Source organism: Marinobacter sp. B-21, from assembly GCF_056857895.1.
This window is the reverse complement of sequence record NZ_JBSXNZ010000088.1, coordinates 98290-114069: the sequence shown is the minus strand read 5'-3', so window position 1 is coordinate 114069 and position 15780 is coordinate 98290. Positions and strand designations below refer to the sequence as shown.

15 protein-coding genes and 1 pseudogene are annotated in these 15780 nt (G+C 57.2%); 4 read left to right on the top strand and 12 right to left on the bottom strand.

Translation table 11 applies throughout. The features are described from left to right. Position 1 precedes the first annotated feature (1 nt). The 10 genes from AC13C0_RS18660 to AC13C0_RS18615 form a co-directional block, all read right to left on the bottom strand. Positions 2–691, bottom strand: coding sequence for a sulfite exporter TauE/SafE family protein (locus AC13C0_RS18660; RefSeq protein ID WP_117617442.1), 690 nt, complete (start codon positions 689–691; stop codon positions 2–4). Further along, a complete protein-coding gene (gene ccoS / locus AC13C0_RS18655) occupies positions 688–945 on the bottom strand; it encodes a cbb3-type cytochrome oxidase assembly protein CcoS (RefSeq protein ID WP_117617441.1) in 258 nt (85 codons plus the stop codon). Before ccoS ends, AC13C0_RS18660 begins: the two co-directional genes overlap by 4 nt. 38 nt (positions 946–983) lie before the next feature. Beyond that, the gene (locus AC13C0_RS18650; RefSeq protein WP_341582144.1) at positions 984–3431 is read right to left on the bottom strand and encodes a heavy metal translocating P-type ATPase; all 2448 of its coding nucleotides are present in this window, start codon (positions 3429–3431) and stop codon (positions 984–986) included. Beyond that, positions 3428–3943 (bottom strand): FixH family protein, encoded by a 516-nt coding sequence (locus AC13C0_RS18645; protein WP_341582143.1) that lies wholly within the window; start codon positions 3941–3943, stop codon positions 3428–3430. Before AC13C0_RS18645 ends, AC13C0_RS18650 begins: the two co-directional genes overlap by 4 nt. A gap of 47 nt (positions 3944–3990) precedes the next feature. After that, positions 3991–5421 carry a cytochrome c oxidase accessory protein CcoG gene (ccoG, locus tag AC13C0_RS18640; protein WP_341582142.1) on the bottom strand — a complete coding sequence of 477 codons (1431 nt, stop codon included), beginning with the start codon at positions 5419–5421 and terminating at the stop codon, positions 3991–3993. A gap of 127 nt (positions 5422–5548) precedes the next feature. Continuing rightward, on the bottom strand, positions 5549–6439 hold the full coding sequence (gene ccoP, locus AC13C0_RS18635) for a cytochrome-c oxidase, cbb3-type subunit III (RefSeq protein ID WP_482954876.1): 891 nt from the start codon (positions 6437–6439) through the stop codon (positions 5549–5551). Further along, positions 6436–6621, bottom strand: coding sequence for a cbb3-type cytochrome oxidase subunit 3 (locus AC13C0_RS18630; RefSeq protein WP_117617436.1), 186 nt, complete (start codon positions 6619–6621; stop codon positions 6436–6438). The genes ccoP and AC13C0_RS18630 overlap by 4 nt, the downstream gene beginning before the upstream one ends. A gap of 4 nt (positions 6622–6625) precedes the next feature. Then, the gene (gene ccoO / locus AC13C0_RS18625; protein WP_341582140.1) at positions 6626–7234 is read right to left on the bottom strand and encodes a cytochrome-c oxidase, cbb3-type subunit II; all 609 of its coding nucleotides are present in this window, start codon (positions 7232–7234) and stop codon (positions 6626–6628) included. 15 nt (positions 7235–7249) lie between these two features. Next, complete coding sequence (gene ccoN, locus AC13C0_RS18620; protein WP_341582139.1) at positions 7250–8680, bottom strand: cytochrome-c oxidase, cbb3-type subunit I; 1431 nt, start codon at positions 8678–8680, stop codon at positions 7250–7252. A gap of 346 nt (positions 8681–9026) precedes the next feature. After that, entirely contained in the window at positions 9027–10868 is a 1842-nt protein-coding gene (locus tag AC13C0_RS18615; RefSeq protein ID WP_482954875.1) for a sensor domain-containing diguanylate cyclase, read from the bottom strand. A gap of 184 nt (positions 10869–11052) precedes the next feature. Here AC13C0_RS18615 and AC13C0_RS18610 point away from each other — a divergent pair. Then, positions 11053–11208 (top strand): annotated as a pseudogene (locus tag AC13C0_RS18610) (23S rRNA (cytidine(2498)-2'-O)-methyltransferase RlmM); the annotation flags it as partial. Here AC13C0_RS18610 and AC13C0_RS18605 read toward each other — a convergent pair. Further along, on the bottom strand, positions 11205–11495 hold the full coding sequence (locus tag AC13C0_RS18605; RefSeq protein ID WP_341582137.1) for an antibiotic biosynthesis monooxygenase family protein: 291 nt from the start codon (positions 11493–11495) through the stop codon (positions 11205–11207). The pseudogene AC13C0_RS18610 and the gene AC13C0_RS18605 sit on opposite strands and share 4 nt — an antisense overlap. Positions 11496–11581: 86 nt before the next feature. Here AC13C0_RS18605 and tusA point away from each other — a divergent pair, with 86 nt between their 5' ends. Beyond that, positions 11582–11821 (top strand): sulfurtransferase TusA, encoded by a 240-nt coding sequence (gene tusA, locus AC13C0_RS18600; RefSeq protein ID WP_117617431.1) that lies wholly within the window; start codon positions 11582–11584, stop codon positions 11819–11821. A 21-nt stretch (positions 11822–11842) separates the two neighbouring features. Here tusA and dsbD read toward each other — a convergent pair whose 3' ends face one another. Next, positions 11843–13714 carry a protein-disulfide reductase DsbD gene (dsbD, locus tag AC13C0_RS18595; RefSeq protein ID WP_482954874.1) on the bottom strand — a complete coding sequence of 624 codons (1872 nt, stop codon included), beginning with the start codon at positions 13712–13714 and terminating at the stop codon, positions 11843–11845. Positions 13715–13924: 210 nt separating this feature from the next. Between dsbD and AC13C0_RS18590 the strand changes: the two genes are divergently transcribed. Next, positions 13925–14449: an elongation factor P hydroxylase gene (locus AC13C0_RS18590; protein WP_482954873.1), complete on the top strand. Its 525-nt coding sequence runs from the start codon at positions 13925–13927 to the stop codon at positions 14447–14449. Positions 14450–14488: 39 nt separating this feature from the next. Then, a complete protein-coding gene (locus AC13C0_RS18585) occupies positions 14489–15775 on the top strand; it encodes a DEAD/DEAH box helicase (RefSeq protein WP_117617429.1) in 1287 nt (428 codons plus the stop codon). The last annotated feature ends 5 nt before the right edge of the window (positions 15776–15780 follow it).

Below are 15780 nucleotides of genomic sequence, written 5' to 3'. Positions count from 1 at the left end.
GTTAATGCCCGACCAGATACTGGAATGGCAGCGTCCAGACGCCGAACAGAATCAGTAGGGCGCCGGTGACTTTCCGGAATAACCGGTGTTTCTGCAAGCCCCGGATCCAGCCTGCTGCGTACCCTGTTGCCAGCATGGACGGCAGGGTTCCCAGCCCGAAAAACAGCATGGTCAAAGCAGCTGAACCCACCGTCGGCTGCAATGCTGCCCAGCCCAGGGTACTGTACACCAGGCCGCAGGGCAGCCAGCCCCAGAGCGCACCCAGGGCCAGTGCCTGTCCGCCGTGGTTTACCGGCAGGAAACGTCGGGTCAGGGGAGACAGTCGGCTCCAGATCGGTGCTCCGACGCGCTCGATATGCCGGATTCCCTGCCACCACTGGCCCATGGACAGACCCATGAAAATCAGCAATACGCCCGCCAGGGTCCGCAGGACCAGGCCAGCCAGCTCCCACTGACTGGCGGCGAAGGTACTGGCCAGTGCAACCAGGGTTGCGATCAGGACGTAACTGCCGATGCGACCAAAATTGAAGGCAAGCAGCATGACCGACTGCCGAAGCCGGAAGCCCCTGCCAACCGGCAGGGCCATGGAAAGTGAGGCACTGATGCCTCCGCACATTCCCAGGCAGTGAGTGCTGCCGAGCAGGCCGATCAGGAAAGCGCTTGGATAGCTGAGGTAGAGTTCCGGGCTCATCCTTGTTTCGGCTCATCCTCTCCTGATTTGGTCTTTGCGCCGGCCTCGGTTGTCTGCCCGGTGGTTTTTTTGTCCGCCGGCTTATCGGTCCGGGCTTCGTCCGGAATCATGTCCTTGTCATCATCGTAGAGTATCCGGTGGGCGGGACCTTCAAGGTCGTCATACTGGCCGTTTTTGACGGCCCATGAGAACAGTGCGATCCCCAGCGTCACCAGTATGAGCATTACCGGAACCAGGAACATTACGATTTGCACGGGTTAAACCTCGCGGAAAAGAGTATAGGGGCACGTTATCAGGCCAGCGTCCGGGCGCCAACCGGGCGATTGTCCGGATGTCCCTCGCCAGGGGCTTTGCCGAGTCTCAGGGCGTTAAGGACAACGACCAGTGAACTGAGCGACATGCCGATCGCGGCCAGCCAGGGCGGCACCATGCCAGCCGCAGCGAGTGGCAGTGCGAATACATTGTAGCCAAGGGCCCACCACAGATTCTGGCGGATAACCTTGCGGGTCTGGCGGCTGGTTTTCAGGGCTTCAACCAGCTGTAATAGTTGGCCGTTGAGCAGTACTGCATCGGCTTTCAGCTGGGTCAGGTCTGCGGCGGTGCCCATCGCAACCGAAATGCCGGCTCCGGCCATGGAGGGCAGGTCGTTCAACCCGTCCCCCACCATCATGATCTGTCGCCCCTCGGCCCTCAGCTTTTCAAGCACTGCGAGCTTATCTTCCGGGGAGGCCTGGCCGACGGCTTCATCAATCCCCAGAAGGGCGGCAATCCGATCGACATGGCCCGAGCGGTCGCCGCTCAGGAGCAGTGTGTGAATGCCTTCCTTCTGCAAAGCCCTGATGGCTGAGCGGGCATCGTCACGGGGTTGATCGTCCAGCCTGAAACAGGCCAGCCATTCCTTGTCAGACGCCAGCCAGACTTCCATACCCCTGTGCTGCCCGGTATCCGGGAAAGGCGCCCCAGTATGTTGTTCTACAAATCCCCGGTGGCCAATAAAAAGTGCGAGATCTTCCAGCTTTCCGGAAAGTCCTCCGCCAAGGTGGTTCTCCACGTGTCCGACCGCGGCGGCGGTTCGTTTATGGAAAACCCTGGCAATCGGGTGTTCGGAGTATTTTTCCAGCCCGGCAGCGAGCCTGAGGCAGGTTTGTTCGTCCATGCTGCCGACAATGTCGGTTTCCACGAGGCTCAGCTCACCCCGGGTCAGGGTCCCGGTTTTATCAAATACCACGGTATCAACGGTGTTCATCGATTCCAGGGTATGCCCCCGGGTTGGCAGGAAACCAAGGCGGCGAAGCTTGACTGTTGCCGAGGTGATGGCGGTGGGTGTTGCGAGCGACAATGCGCAGGGACAGGTAACGACCAGGACTGAGAGGGTAATGTCGAAAGCATTATCGGCACCGGCCAGCCACCAACCCACCCAAACAATGGGCGCGAGGATCAACACCCGGCCAACGAACTTGCTCGCCATTCTGTCGGCCATCCTCGCTACCTGGGGTTTCTCTGACTGTACCCGGTCCAGAATCCTCAGAATGCCGGAGAGGCGGGTCTGGGAGCCGGCTTTCACCACCCGGATGTCCAGGGGGTTTTCACCGTTGACGCTGCCGGCATGGACCGGGTCCCCGGGGAACCGGGTCTCCGGCAGATACTCGCCGGTCAGGGCTGCCTCGTTGAGGGTTGACTGGCCCCGGACAATCTCGCCATCAATAGGCAGGGTTTCTCCCGGCCGCACGCGGATCGTATCGCCTGGTTTTACCTGGTGGGCGGGCACAATCTCCGAATCATCACCCGTCACCAGCGTCGCCACGGTTGGCTGGAAGCCGGCAAGAGCATTGCCTGTCAGCCCGGCGCGATAGCGGGCCTGAACCTCAACGTAGCGTCCCAGGAGCAGGAAAAAGGTGAACATGACCACAGACTCGAAGTACACCTCCTCGCCACCAAACACGGTTACCCAGGCGCTGGCGAGATAGGCAAGACCGATGGCGAGAGCAACGGGTACATCCATGGTCAGTTGCCGGCTCAGGATATCGCGCCGGGCGTTCCTGAAAAAAGGCGCGGCACTGTAGAAAACCACCGGTGTGGCGACCAGCAGACTGAACCAGCGGAAGAAGCTGACAAACTGCGGGGACAGGTCGTTAACCAGCTCAAAATACAGAGGAAACGCCAGCATCATGCTCTGGAAGGAGCCAATGCCGGCAATCGCGAGCCGGATCAGCATGGAACGGTGTTCGGCCTTGAGGGCCTGTTCAGCTTCGTCTGCCTGGTAGGGGCGGGCGGTATATCCCAGTTCGTGGATGGCAATCAGCAGGTCGCTCAGCGGCGCCTGATTCTGGGACCAAACCAGCCTTGCCCGCTGAGTGGTGTGATTGACCGAGAAGGACACTACGCCCGGCTGCTTTTTCAGGTGGTTTTCCAGTAGCCAGATGCAGGCAGCGCAGGTAATACCACCGATCAGTAACTGGGCTTCCTGGGCGCCTTTGACGGGAGCAACAAACGATGCCTGAACCAGTGGATGGTCCATTTCTCTCAGGCGGCTCACCTCTGCAGGAGTCAGCTGCTTTGGGGTAACCGCAGCCTCTGTCCGGAATTCGTAGAACCCGGTCAGACCCTCATTGTGGATGGTCTGGCAAACCGCCTTGCAGCCCTGGCAGCAAAAATGGCGGGTGGTACCATCGAGTTCAAGGGTGATGGGCGGCTCACCGTCGGCTGGCTCGCCGCAATGAAAGCAATCCAGGGTGGTCAACCTTGGGCATACTCCGCAGCTTTGACCGTGATTCCGCTTTTCGAGGGTAGCTGGGTTTCGCCCTTCAGGCGCCATTCATTGGCTGGCCCCCGAAGGTCGTAGTACCAGCGGCCTTTAATGTCTTCATGAAGCTGGCCGACGAACTTGCCCGGGGCAATCTGTTTGAACTGGACGATACGGTCCTGGCCCGACAGAGTGGGATGAAACAGGTTAAGGACGAGATACGGAAAATCCGCAGGGCCATCAGCGGTATTCAGATTGATGGTGACGTTCCGTTTGTTGAAATCAATCTGGGCTTCCATACCCAGATTGGCAGCTTTCTCGTCCCGTGCGATGGACATATTGATACCACGACCTTGCTTGGACCAGTCGTCCGTCACTAACGAATTATCCATATTCAGGGAAACCGTAATCGCGATGGCGCAATAAACGATTGACGCAGCGGGGAACATAAGCAGGAACCAGAGCCAGGGTTGACGATACCAGGGGCCTGTTTGTGTTTCAGCAGTCATATATCAATGTCCCGTTTTAAAAATTGGAATCGCCGCGAAATGAAGGGTCAGCGCGTTGGACCAACAAACCGGCTTTCAGTTTCAAGGTTCAGAGAAGTATCTGTTTCCGATTGGGCCCTGAACAGGATTTCGCTATTCGATTCCATGATGGATTCCGGCGGCACGTCAACAACCGTAGGCACTGACCGGTTTTCCCCGTTTTCCACCGTGACTTTGGTTTCGGTAAGAATCCGGATACCTTCCATGCCGGTCACGGACAGGGAGAAGGTCTGGGGCACCTCGGACATGTTCGAAAGTTTCAGCGTGTAGGAGTTTTCAATCCGGCCTTCGCCGTTAAAGCTATAGAGGGCGCCGCGGTCACGCAGTACATCCAACTGGGCCGGAACCCGGGTTGCAATGGTAAAGATAATCGCCGCGATCATCAATGACAGCACTGCGCCATAACCAAAGGTGCGAGGCCTCATGAGCTTTGACGCCTTGCCTTCCAGTTGGTTCTCTGTGGTATAGCGAATCAGTCCCCGCGGGTAATTCATCTTGTCCATGATTTCGTCGCAGGCATCAATACACAATGCGCAGCCGATGCATTCGTATTGCAGCCCGTCCCTGATATCAATGCCTGTGGGGCAGACCTGCACGCACTGACCGCAGTCAATGCAATCACCCAGGCCGGCTTCTGCAGGATCAACGCCCTTCTTGCGGCCACCCCTTGGCTCGCCCCGGTTCGGGTCGTATGAAACGACACGGGTGTCGGGGTCAAACATCACCGACTGGAAGCGGGCATATGGGCACATGTAGAGGCAAACCTGCTCCCGCATCCAGCCCGCATTCAGGTAAGTGGCAACGGTGAAAAAACCAATCCAGAAGTAGGCCCAGCCATTTGCCTGCAATGTGAAAAGGTCGCCCAGCAGCTCGCGAATAGGGTAGAAGTAGCCAACAAAGGTCAGTCCAGTGGCAAGGGCGATCAACAGCCAGACGGCGTGTTTGGCAGATTTTTTGACCAGTTTCCCGGCTGATCGGGGAGATTTGTCCAGCTTCATGCGCTTGTTACGGCTGCCCTCGATCCGTTCCTCGACCCACATGAAGATAAAGGTCCAGACGGTTTGCGGGCAGGTATAGCCGCACCAGACCCGGCCGAACAGAGTTGTGACGAAGAACAGACCGAAGGCGGCGATAATCAGCGTGCCCGAAAGCAGAATAAAGTCCTTGGGAAAGAAGGTAACGCCGAAGAGGTGGAATTCGCGGGCTGGCAGATCGAAATAAATCAGTGGTTGCCCGTCAAGCGTAATCCAGACAAACAGGAAATACATGCCCATCAGCATGGTCAGGCTGACATTCCGGATTCGCTGAAAGGAGCCTTTAACTTCCTTTACGTAAATTTTCTTGCGGCTGGCGTAGAGTTCGACGGTTCCGGATTTATTGTTGTCGCCGGAGGGATCAGAGGATGGGTCAACCTGTTTGACCGGGATCTCACTGCTCATCGTTACCTCCAGAAAAACGGTAATGCGGGACAACAGGCCCTGGGACTGCTGATCTTTTCAAGCCTGTGCCCGCAGGGCAGACACAGGGTTGAAAAGACCGGACCGGGGCAACCCCCGGCCGGGTGACTCAGTTAGACAGGCTGTATACGTAAGCTGCCAGAATCTGAATCTGATCGTCTGAGAGGCGACCCTGCTGAGCGGGCATCTGATTCTGACGGCCATTCATCACGGTTTCCTTGATCCACTCGTAGTTGGATCCGTACAGCCAGGTGTTGTCGGTCAGATTGGGAGCGCCAACCGCCTGATTACCCTTGCCGTCAGCTCCATGACAGGCAACACATGCCTGAGCGAACACGGCCTTTCCTGCCTCGGCAGCCTCGGCGTCTTGTTCACGACCGCTGAAGCTGAGGACATAATTGACCACCTGGTCGACCTGCTCATTGGTCATGCTGGGCATAACGCCTTTCGCTGGCATGTTACCCATCCGCCCATTGTGGAGGGTCTCCAGAATCTTTTCGGGAGTTCCGCCGTACAGCCAGTCATTGTCGGTCAGGTTGGGAAAGCCAACCTGACCGCGGGCTGCAGAGCCGTGGCAGACCGAACAGTTGTTGGCAAACAGGCGCTGGCCGATTTTCATGGCATCGCTGTTTTCCGCCAGCTGCGGAACCGGCGTCTGGCCGAACTGGGCATAAATCTCGCCGTACTTGTCTTCAGCGGCGGCAACTTCGGCTTCCCACTGATTCGTGGAAGTCCAGCCCAGAAGGCCTTTCCAGTTGCCAAGACCAGGGTACAGGGCAAGGTAGCCGAGCGCGAAAATACAGGTAGCGAGGAACAGATAGAACCACCACTTGGGCAGGGGATTATCGTATTCCTCAATGCCATCAAAGGAATGGCCCATAGTACGGTCGGTTTCGCTATCGGTCGTCTGGCTTTTACGGGTTGCCCAAAGCAGCCACCAGCAGCCAAAAACGGTACCGAGCACGATCACACTGATCCAGATGCTCCAGAAGGTACTCATTGTTTCTTCTCCGTTTTTTCCTGTTCGAGCGTACGCTTTTCCACGTCGTCATCGTCGAAGGGCAGATGGGCTGCCTCCTCGTTGGCCTTCTTGCGGTGGGCGCTGTAGGCCCACCAGACGATTCCAAAAAAAACCGCCATTACCAGAAGAGTGTGAATGCCGCGTAACTCATTAATATCCATGGGTTCACCGTTTTTCTGAAATCACTGTACCCAGCTGTTGCAGGTATGCGACCAGAGCCTCAATTTCAAATTTGCCTTCAACCTGAGCGGATGCGTTGGTAATCTGCTCGTCGGTGTAGGGCACGCCCAGAGTCTGGAGAGTCTCCAGCTTCGCGGCGGTCTTGGTATGGTCTACCTGGTCCTCAAACAGCCACGGGAACGCTGGCATATTCGATTCGGGCACCACACTGCGCGGATTGTAAAGGTGCTGGCGTTGCCAGGCGTCGGAATAACGACCACCTACGCGGGCGAGATCCGGGCCGGTACGTTTGGAACCCCACAGGAACGGGCGGTCGTAAACGAACTCGCCCGCGACAGAGTAATGGCCATACCGCTCGGTTTCCGCACGGAACGGGCGGATCTGCTGGGTATGGCACACGTGGCAGCCTTCACGGATATAGATATCCCGGCCTTCCAGCTCAAGCGCGGACAGGGGCTCAAGGCCCTCCACTGGCTCATTTACGCTCTTCAGGAAGAACAGGGGGACTACTTCGGCAAGAAAGCCACCGCTGATGGTCAGGACGATCAGTACGATCATCAGACCAATATTTTTTTCAACAATTTCGTGTTTCATCTGATCTCTCTCCCGTTACGCAGGCTGTGTTGCCGCATTGTCCTGCGCAACCGCGTCTTTCTGGCGCACGGTCATGTAGACGTTATAGGCCATAACAAGCATACCGCTCAGGAAAATAACGCCACCGAGGAAGCGGACGAAGTAGCCCGGGTACGAGGCTTCCAGGGCTTCAACGAAACTGTAGGTCAGCGTGCCGTCCTGGTTAACTGCACGCCACATCAGGCCCTGCATGATGCCGTTAACCCACATGGCGACGATGTAAAGCACGGTGCCTACTGTCGCAAGCCAGAAATGAGCGTTGATCAGGCTGGTGCTGTACATGGCCCGGACTCCCCAGAGCTTGGGAATCAGGTGGTAAACCGCACCGATACTGATCATGGCAACCCAGCCCAGGGCACCGGAGTGAACATGGCCGATGGTCCAGTCAGTGTTGTGAGAAAGCGCGTTCACCGTCTTGATGGACATCATCGGGCCTTCAAACGTAGACATACCGTAGAAGGACAGGGAAACCACCAGGAAACGCAGGATCGGGTCGGTGCGCAGTTTATGCCAGGCACCTGACAGGGTCATCATGCCGTTGATCATGCCGCCCCACGAAGGCGCAAGCAGGATCAGGGACATCACCATGCCCGCGGTTTGGGCCCAATCCGGCAGGGCAGAGTAGTGCAGGTGGTGACCACCGGCCCAGACATAGGTCGCGATCAGTGCCCAGAAATGAACGATGGACAGACGGTAGGAGTAAACCGGACGGTTGGCCTGCTTGGGGACGAAGTAGTACATCATGCCCAGGAAGCCGGCGGTCAGGAAGAAGCCCACGGCGTTGTGACCATACCACCACTGCATCATGGCGTCGGTGACACCGGCATAGGCAGAGTAGGACTTGAAAGCACTGGCGGGCAGCGCCATGTTGTTGCCAATATGCAAGGCAGCAACCGTGATGATAAACGCACCGTAGAACCAGTTGGCCACATAGATGTGCGGGGTGCTGCGCTTGATGATGGTTCCGAAGAACACCAGAGCGTAACTGACCCAGACAACTGCGATGGCAATATCGATCGGCCATTCCAGTTCAGCGTATTCCTTGGAAGAGGTAAGGCCAAGCGGCAGAGTGATGGCTGCCGAAACGATGATCGCCTGCCAGCCCCAGAAGGTGAACGCTGCCAGTCCATCTGAAATCAGGCGGGCCTGACACGTACGCTGCACCACATAATAGGCGGTGGCGAACAAGGCACTTCCACCAAAGCCGAAGATGACGGCGTTGGTATGCAGCGGCCGGAGACGGCCGAAGTGGGTAAAGGGCAGGTCGAGGTTGAGGGACGGCCAGACCAGCTGTGCTGCAATCAGCACACCCAGCGCCATACCTACAATACCCCATACCACTGTCATGATGGCGAATTGTCTCACCACCTTGTAGTTGTATGTCAGGTTTGCATTTACTGTGCTCATAGCCTTACCAATGGGTTTAAAGTGGGGAAATATGCGGGCGCAAGTATGGAGAAACCATTACCTGTTTGCAATGACTCAGGTCAACTCCTGACATCCGTCAAATGCGCCGGAATCAGCAACATGGCTTCCTTTTTTTATGCCGTTATTGGAGTTGTTCAGCGCTCGGAATGTGTGTTGCCTGGTTTGCAATGATAGACCCTCAAACAGCAGAGGTGAATTCTGTGAGATTGATTAAGATCAAAGGTTGTGGAAATCGTCCGGAAGTCGTGCTTGTTTTGGCGCACGTGCCGGTGCACCGGCCCGGGAAACGCGGCTATTTGTTGATGAGTGTCTGAATGCCTGAGGGCTACGCCAATTCGGTTGCTTCAGAAAACAGCGCGCGGTTGCGGCCCTCACTTTTCGCGGCATAGAGGGCTTCATCTGCCCGCTCGAAAAGCTGATTCTGGCTTTCGCCGGCACTCAGGGAGGCAATGCCCGCACTTAGGGTGATCCTGATCTCGGTTCCATCGGGTGATGTCAGTGGTGTATTGGCGATGTCTGCGAGCAATGTCTCGCAGACTTTTCGTGCTCCGGCCGCGTCTGTTTCCGGCAGCAGGAGCGCGAACTCCTCGCCGCCAAACCGGATAGCAATATCCCGCGGGCGTTTCACATGCCGGGTCAGCATTTCGGCAATAAACTGAAGGCAGGTGTCTCCAAAGCTGTGGCCCCAGGTGTCGTTGATTGTTTTGAAATGATCGGCATCTACCAATGCCAGGGTCAGTGTATGGCCCGTGCGGCGCGCCTCGGCACATAATTCAGGGAAAATGTTATCCAGGTGCCTTCGGTTGTGCAGGCCGGTCAGGGCATCGTTCGTGCTCAGCGCCGACAGCTGGCGGTTGGCCTTTTCAAGCTCCCGCATGATGCTCCTCAGTTGTGCGGTACGCTCATGCACTTTGAACTCAAGCTCGGTGCGTGCGTTATGCTCCACTTCCAGCAACTTCTGATTGAGCAGCCGCCACCGTTGCACCATGGCATAGTTCAGAAGAATGACCTGTCCACCGACCGCAAACTGCATCAGCGCTTCCCGGGCCAGGAAGTCGGTCAGATAGCCGAACGCCGCCAGTGCATAGATCAGCCCGCCAATCAGCATCACCAGCCAGGCCAGCAGGTACCACAGGGCCGGCTGATAGCCCTGTTTCCAGCGAACAGCAGCGATGACAAAGAGGCTTGAAATGACGGTCAGTGCCAGCACGGTGTTCAGCACAATGGTTTTGCTATACGGCAGAACCAGCGTCAGCGTAAGAAATCCGACGCAGGACCAGGCCAGGGTTTTCAGCGCGGTTTCCGAGGTGGTTCCCCTGGAGACTTCCAGGAATGAACGGCCAAAAAGTGTCATGGCCAGCGCGGAAAGGGTCAGGGACAGGGGAATGGACGTGTTGGCAAAGCCAGTACTATTGGGCCAGAAATACTGATTGGCAAACCCGCCCATGGCAAACAGAAACAGCCCGAGGGCGGCCATATAAAAGGCGTTGTAAAAGTAGTAAGCCGTTCCGGAGCTGAAGAAAAGCAGCAGATTGAACACGGCAAACACCAGTAACGCCCCGTAGAACAGTCCGTGGGTCAGGGTCAGGTGATTGCTGCCGGCAATCACTTCCGCCGGGGTTTCCAGGCTCAGCGGAACATTCAGTGCTCCGCTGCTGTGAACCCTGAGGGTAATCGAGCGGGTTTCGCCGGCATCCAGTGTGACGGGCAGCAGAAAATACCGGTAGTCTATCCCACGAGAAGAAAACGGGTGCTCATCCCCGGTTACGATGGACTCTGTAGTATCATCCCCCGTTTGCCAGAAGGTGATTTCATCGAGCAGGGGGTAGTTGAGCTTCAGGTACCACAGGCTACGCTCCGCCCCGGAGTTCCGGATATCCAGATGAATCCAGTACACCGATTTCGTGGCGCTGAAGACCAGGTCCCGGCCATGTGCCGGTGTCCATGCAAGATTCTCCGGAAGTTGCTCGGGCCTGGATGCATTGTGGGCAGGTTCGCCGGGCGGCGCACTGTAGAAGCAGATGTACTGCATCAGCGAATTGCGCGCTCCGCTGTCCGTTGCCTCAAGCGTCGGACACCCGGTCCTGAGTGAGCCGGAATTTGCCGTTGCCAGGGCAGGGAACAGCGAAAGACTCAGGATGGCAAACAGGCGCATAATCAGCGACATTTGGTACTTCCTGCGGATATCAGAGCAGGAAGTGTAGCCTGAGAAGACAATCAGCGCTGTTAAACAGATTCAACTTTTGCGGGTTGGCTTTCAGTTCGTATCTTTCAGGTATTGCATGGAACAGATTCTCCAGTTTTTTGCCAGCCCGGGTTCGAAATCGAAGCCGGCCGTGAAATGGCAGACTCAGCTGCCGATGAAGAAGCGCTATGACGAGTGGGTGATCTGCCGTGATATTCTGGTAAACGGGCTCAGGGAGGCGGGCATCGGTTTTCGTTTGAAGGCCCGCCATCCCTACCATGATCGTGAGGAAACCACCTGTTTCATTGAGCGGACAGGTTAAAAGACGCTCTGCTCCAGAACAGTAATGTGCTCCTCGTGGTCCATCATGGGAACTAATTCAAGCATGAGGTCACGGCGTTCCTCGGAGTGAAACCAGCGGTCCCAGTCTGCCTCGGACCGCCAGTTTGCCAGGGTAATGCGGTGATTGGGGTCGTGACTGTCGATCAGTGTTTCTCCCGAAATGAAGCCGGGGGCGCTGACCGCCTGCTGCAAAACCATGCGAGAGCGCTCTTCGTAGGCTGATTCCAGTGATTCAGCAATGTGACGTTCAATCAGAACCCGGATCATGGCAAACCTCCACGTACTTTAACTGTTATAAACAATAATTTAGCAGGTATTTCCAAAAAATCAGCTCAAACGACAGGAGATAGGGCTTGAGAGCATCTGAGTACGACGCTGAACTGGACGCCCGTGGTCTTTTCTGCCCGGAACCGGTGATGATGTTACACAATCGCATAAACGATGTGGAGCCTGGTGGCGTCTTGCGGGTCGTTGCCACGGATCCCTCCACCACACGGGATATTCCAAGATTCTGCCAGTTCCTGGGGCATGAATTGGTCGGTCGGGCGGAGTCCGGCGATCTGTTCATCTACCTGATACGCAGAGGCACATAGAGAGGCCAATAAAGCGCGCCTTTAGACTTCCGGGCGCAGCTTCCGGAGGTGGCTCAGGAACTCGTCGCGGTTCATCTCACCCAGCACCCTCCGTTGGGGCAACTCCTCGCCGTCGCTGCGGTAGAACAGAATAGCCGGCGGCCCGAACAGGCCCAGTTCATCAAGCATGGCCTGCTGCTCGGGCGTGTTGTCCGTTATGTCGATCTGCAGCAGCGTGAAGGGGGCGAGAGCCTGAATGACATCCGGCTGGCTGAAGACGTTGCGCTCCATGACCTTGCAGGAAATGCACCAGTCGGCGTAGAAGTCCAGTACCACCGGACGTTCCTGCTCCCGGGCTTGTCTGAGCATGGCCCTTATTTCAGCAGGCTGTTCCACCCGCTGAAAATCCGCGTGCTGCGCACTGGCCGTGCCACCGTATCCGGCGGATGCGCTTGCCGTGGTAAAGGGTGCCAGTGGTTTGAACGGGTCGTTGGCGCCGCTGACCGCACCGGCAAGCAGGGCCAGGCCGTAGGCAAACAGAACCAGGCCAAGGCCTTTGCGCGTGCGTTCCCAGCCTGCCTTTGCCGCATCAAACGCCCCGATCTGAACACCGGTGATGGCAATCAGCAGCCCCCACAGCGTCAGCGCCAGCCAGCCCGGCACCAGGCGTTCAACCAGCCAGATCGCCACCGCCAGCAACATAACGCCATAGAAGTGTTTTACCGCCGTCATCCAGTGCCCGGTGGTTGGCAGCACTTTTCGGCCGCCAACAGCAACCAGGATCAGTGGAATCCCCATCCCGAGGCCAAGCGCGAAGAGCGCGATACCTCCGATGACGGCATCCTGGGTTGTAGAGATATAAAGGAGGCTGCCGGCCAGCGGGGCCGACACGCACGGAGAAACGACCAATGCCGACAGTGCGCCGATGCCGAATATGCTGACAACCCGGCTGCCCGTGAGACGATGGCTGGCATCGTTGAGAGGTTCGCGGATAAACCGGGGCAGCTGAATCTCGAACAGATCGAACATGGAGAGCGCAAATATCACGAACATCAGGGCGAATATGCTCAGCACCCAGGGCGATTGCAGTTGCGACTGCAGGTTAAAGCTGGCACCGAGCAAGCCGGTCAGAACCCCGGCTGCGGCATAGGTCAACGCCATACCCAGAACATAGCTGCATGAAAGGAGCAGGGCATGGCCGGTGGTAGAGGTATTTCTGCCGGAAACCAGCGTTGAAATGATCGGCACCATGGGCAGAACACAGGGCGTAAAAGTCAGCCCCAGGCCAAGGAGCAGAAAGACGCCGGCAATCACCAGGGTGGACTGCCCAGCGAGGAAGCCCGCAAGGCCCGTCGCGGTCTCGGTGTTCACCGGTCCCTGGTTTGCGGTGCCGTCGACACCTCCGGTGGAAACAGTCTGGGATCCGGCACTGGGGCTACCCCGGTAGAACAGGACGTCCCGGGTCTGGGGCGGGTAACACAAGCCGGCCTTTGCGCAACCCTGATAAGTCACCTGCAGTTGGGCTTCCCGAACGCCTTCGGGCAGCGTGACCGGAACCCGGGCTTCCACCGGGTCAAGGAATACGGTGGATTTTCCAAAAAAATCGTCTTCAATGTCCGTGCCGGGCCTTGAGTATACCGGGTCGCCAATGCGGACGCCCGGGTCCGTGGCCTCAACGCTGATCCTGTCACGGTATAGGTAGTGGCCAGGGGTGATTTCCCAGGTCAGCACCACGCTGCCATTGTCGGTTGCGAAGCTGAATGGCAGAGCTTCGTCTACCGGGAGAAAATCGTTGCCCTGACCGCCGAACAGGGAACTCCCGCCGGTGCCCAGTGCCCAGGCCGGGTTGGCTGTTGACAGGAACAGGGCGAATGCCAGGATCAGAGTTAGTGGGTTCGCCCATTGGCGTTTCATCTTCGTTACTGCAGAGAAAGCCGTCATTGATCGTAGAAATTCCAGGTTAGTGTCTGATTCGGCCGGACTGTCGCGGTGCGATTGCCACTGGCAGGCCGGTTTGCCACGCCTGCTGTGGACACGGGGCACCTGTCAAAGTTCCCTCTGGTATTGGCGGCAGTAAAGCCGCACAATAGCCAGCCAATGAACCACAGTCCAGATGATCTTATCATGCTGTTTAATGACCTGTTCCGGGAAGCATACCGGACCGAGTTGGTTAAAGGCAGCGATGAACCTGAATACATACCGGAGAGCGGGCCGAACCGGCCGGCACGGGTCGTTTTTGCTCACGGCTATTATGCCAGTGCTTTGCATGAAATAAGCCACTGGTGTATTGCTGGTGAGTACCGGCGCACACTTCATGACTATGGTTACTGGTACTGTCCGGATGGCCGTACACCGCAACAGCAACAGGCATTCGAGCAGGTGGAAGTGAAACCCCAGGCCATCGAATGGTTGTTTTCCCTGGCCTCGGGGTCCCGCTTCCACATCAGTGTGGACAACCTTTCCGGAGGTGGCGCCTCAAATGAAGAGCGCTTCCGCCGGAATGTGCGGGCGCAGGCGAGCGAGTTCCTGGAACGCGGGCTGCCGACCCGTGCACAGGCTTTTTTGGGTGCGCTGGCAACATTTTATGGAACCGGAGAAATCCTCGGGGAGCGCTGGCGTGAAGATGCCCGGCGCATCGCTCCGCTATAATATTCTGAATCAGGACATTTGCAGGAAAACTGAGACTCTATGACATCTGACCCAAAACACACCGGCGATCTGAGATTCAGTGATCTGAACCTCGACAAGCGTTTGCTGGATGCGATTACGGCCATTGGTTTTGAATTTTGCACCCCGATTCAGGCAGAAACACTGCCCTGGACACTAGCCTGTGAAGATCTGATCGGCCAGGCTCAGACGGGTACCGGTAAGACAGCAGCCTTCCTGATCACGGCTATCCAGAGTCTTCTGGAAACGCCGATTCCGGAAACGGACCGGTGCGCCTCAGAGCCCCGGGTTCTTGCCCTGGCGCCAACTCGCGAGCTGGCCATGCAGATTGCCAAGGACGCTGAGCAGCTGTGCCAGCACACCGGCCACAACGTAGTCACGGTGGTGGGCGGCATGCACTATGACAAACAGCGCGATCAGTTGCAGAATGAGATTGTCGATATTCTCGTTGCCACCCCCGGCCGCCTCATTGATTTCCTGGGCTCCCAGGACGTGTTCCTCGATCAGATCGATATCCTGATCCTGGATGAAGCCGACCGTATGCTCGATATGGGGTTTATTCCGGATGTGAAGCGGATTATCCGCAAGTGCACGCCCAAGGACGAGCGCCAGACACTGTTGTTCAGTGCCACCTTTAACCAGGATGTGCTGAACCTTGCATCAATGTGGACCAGCAATGCCGAGTTCGTGGAAATCGAGCCCGAACAGAAAACGGCCGAGCGGGTAGAGCAGACGGTTTACCTGGTGGGCGATGACGAAAAGCTGCCGGTGTTGGTGAATTTCCTCAAACGCCCGGAAGTGGAAAAAGCCCTGGTATTTGCCAACCGGCGTGATCAGTGCCGCGACCTGGAAGAAGATCTCAGGAATCAGGGCGTGAAAGTGGCCCTGATGTCCGGTGAAATTGCTCAGAACAAGCGCCTCAAAACCCTCGATCAGTTCAAGAAGGGCAGTATTCAGGTGCTGGTTGCCACCGACGTTGCTGGCCGTGGTATTCATGTGAACGGTGTCACCCACGTTTTCAACTACAATCTTCCGGACAATGCCGAGGACTATGTCCATCGCATTGGCCGCACCGGCAGGGCTGGCAAGCATGGGGTTTCAATCAGTTTTGCCGGTGAGGATGACTCTTTCTCACTGCCGGCCATCGAGACTTACATCAGCCAGAAGCTGAAAACCGCTGTGCCTGATGAAGCGCTCATGGCGGCCATGGACAATCCGCCGATTACCCGCAAGCGTGGTCGCCGCCCTCAGGGGCAGGGTGGCCGCGGTGGTCAGGGCGGTCGCAATCAGCGTCAGCGCAGGAACTGACAGGC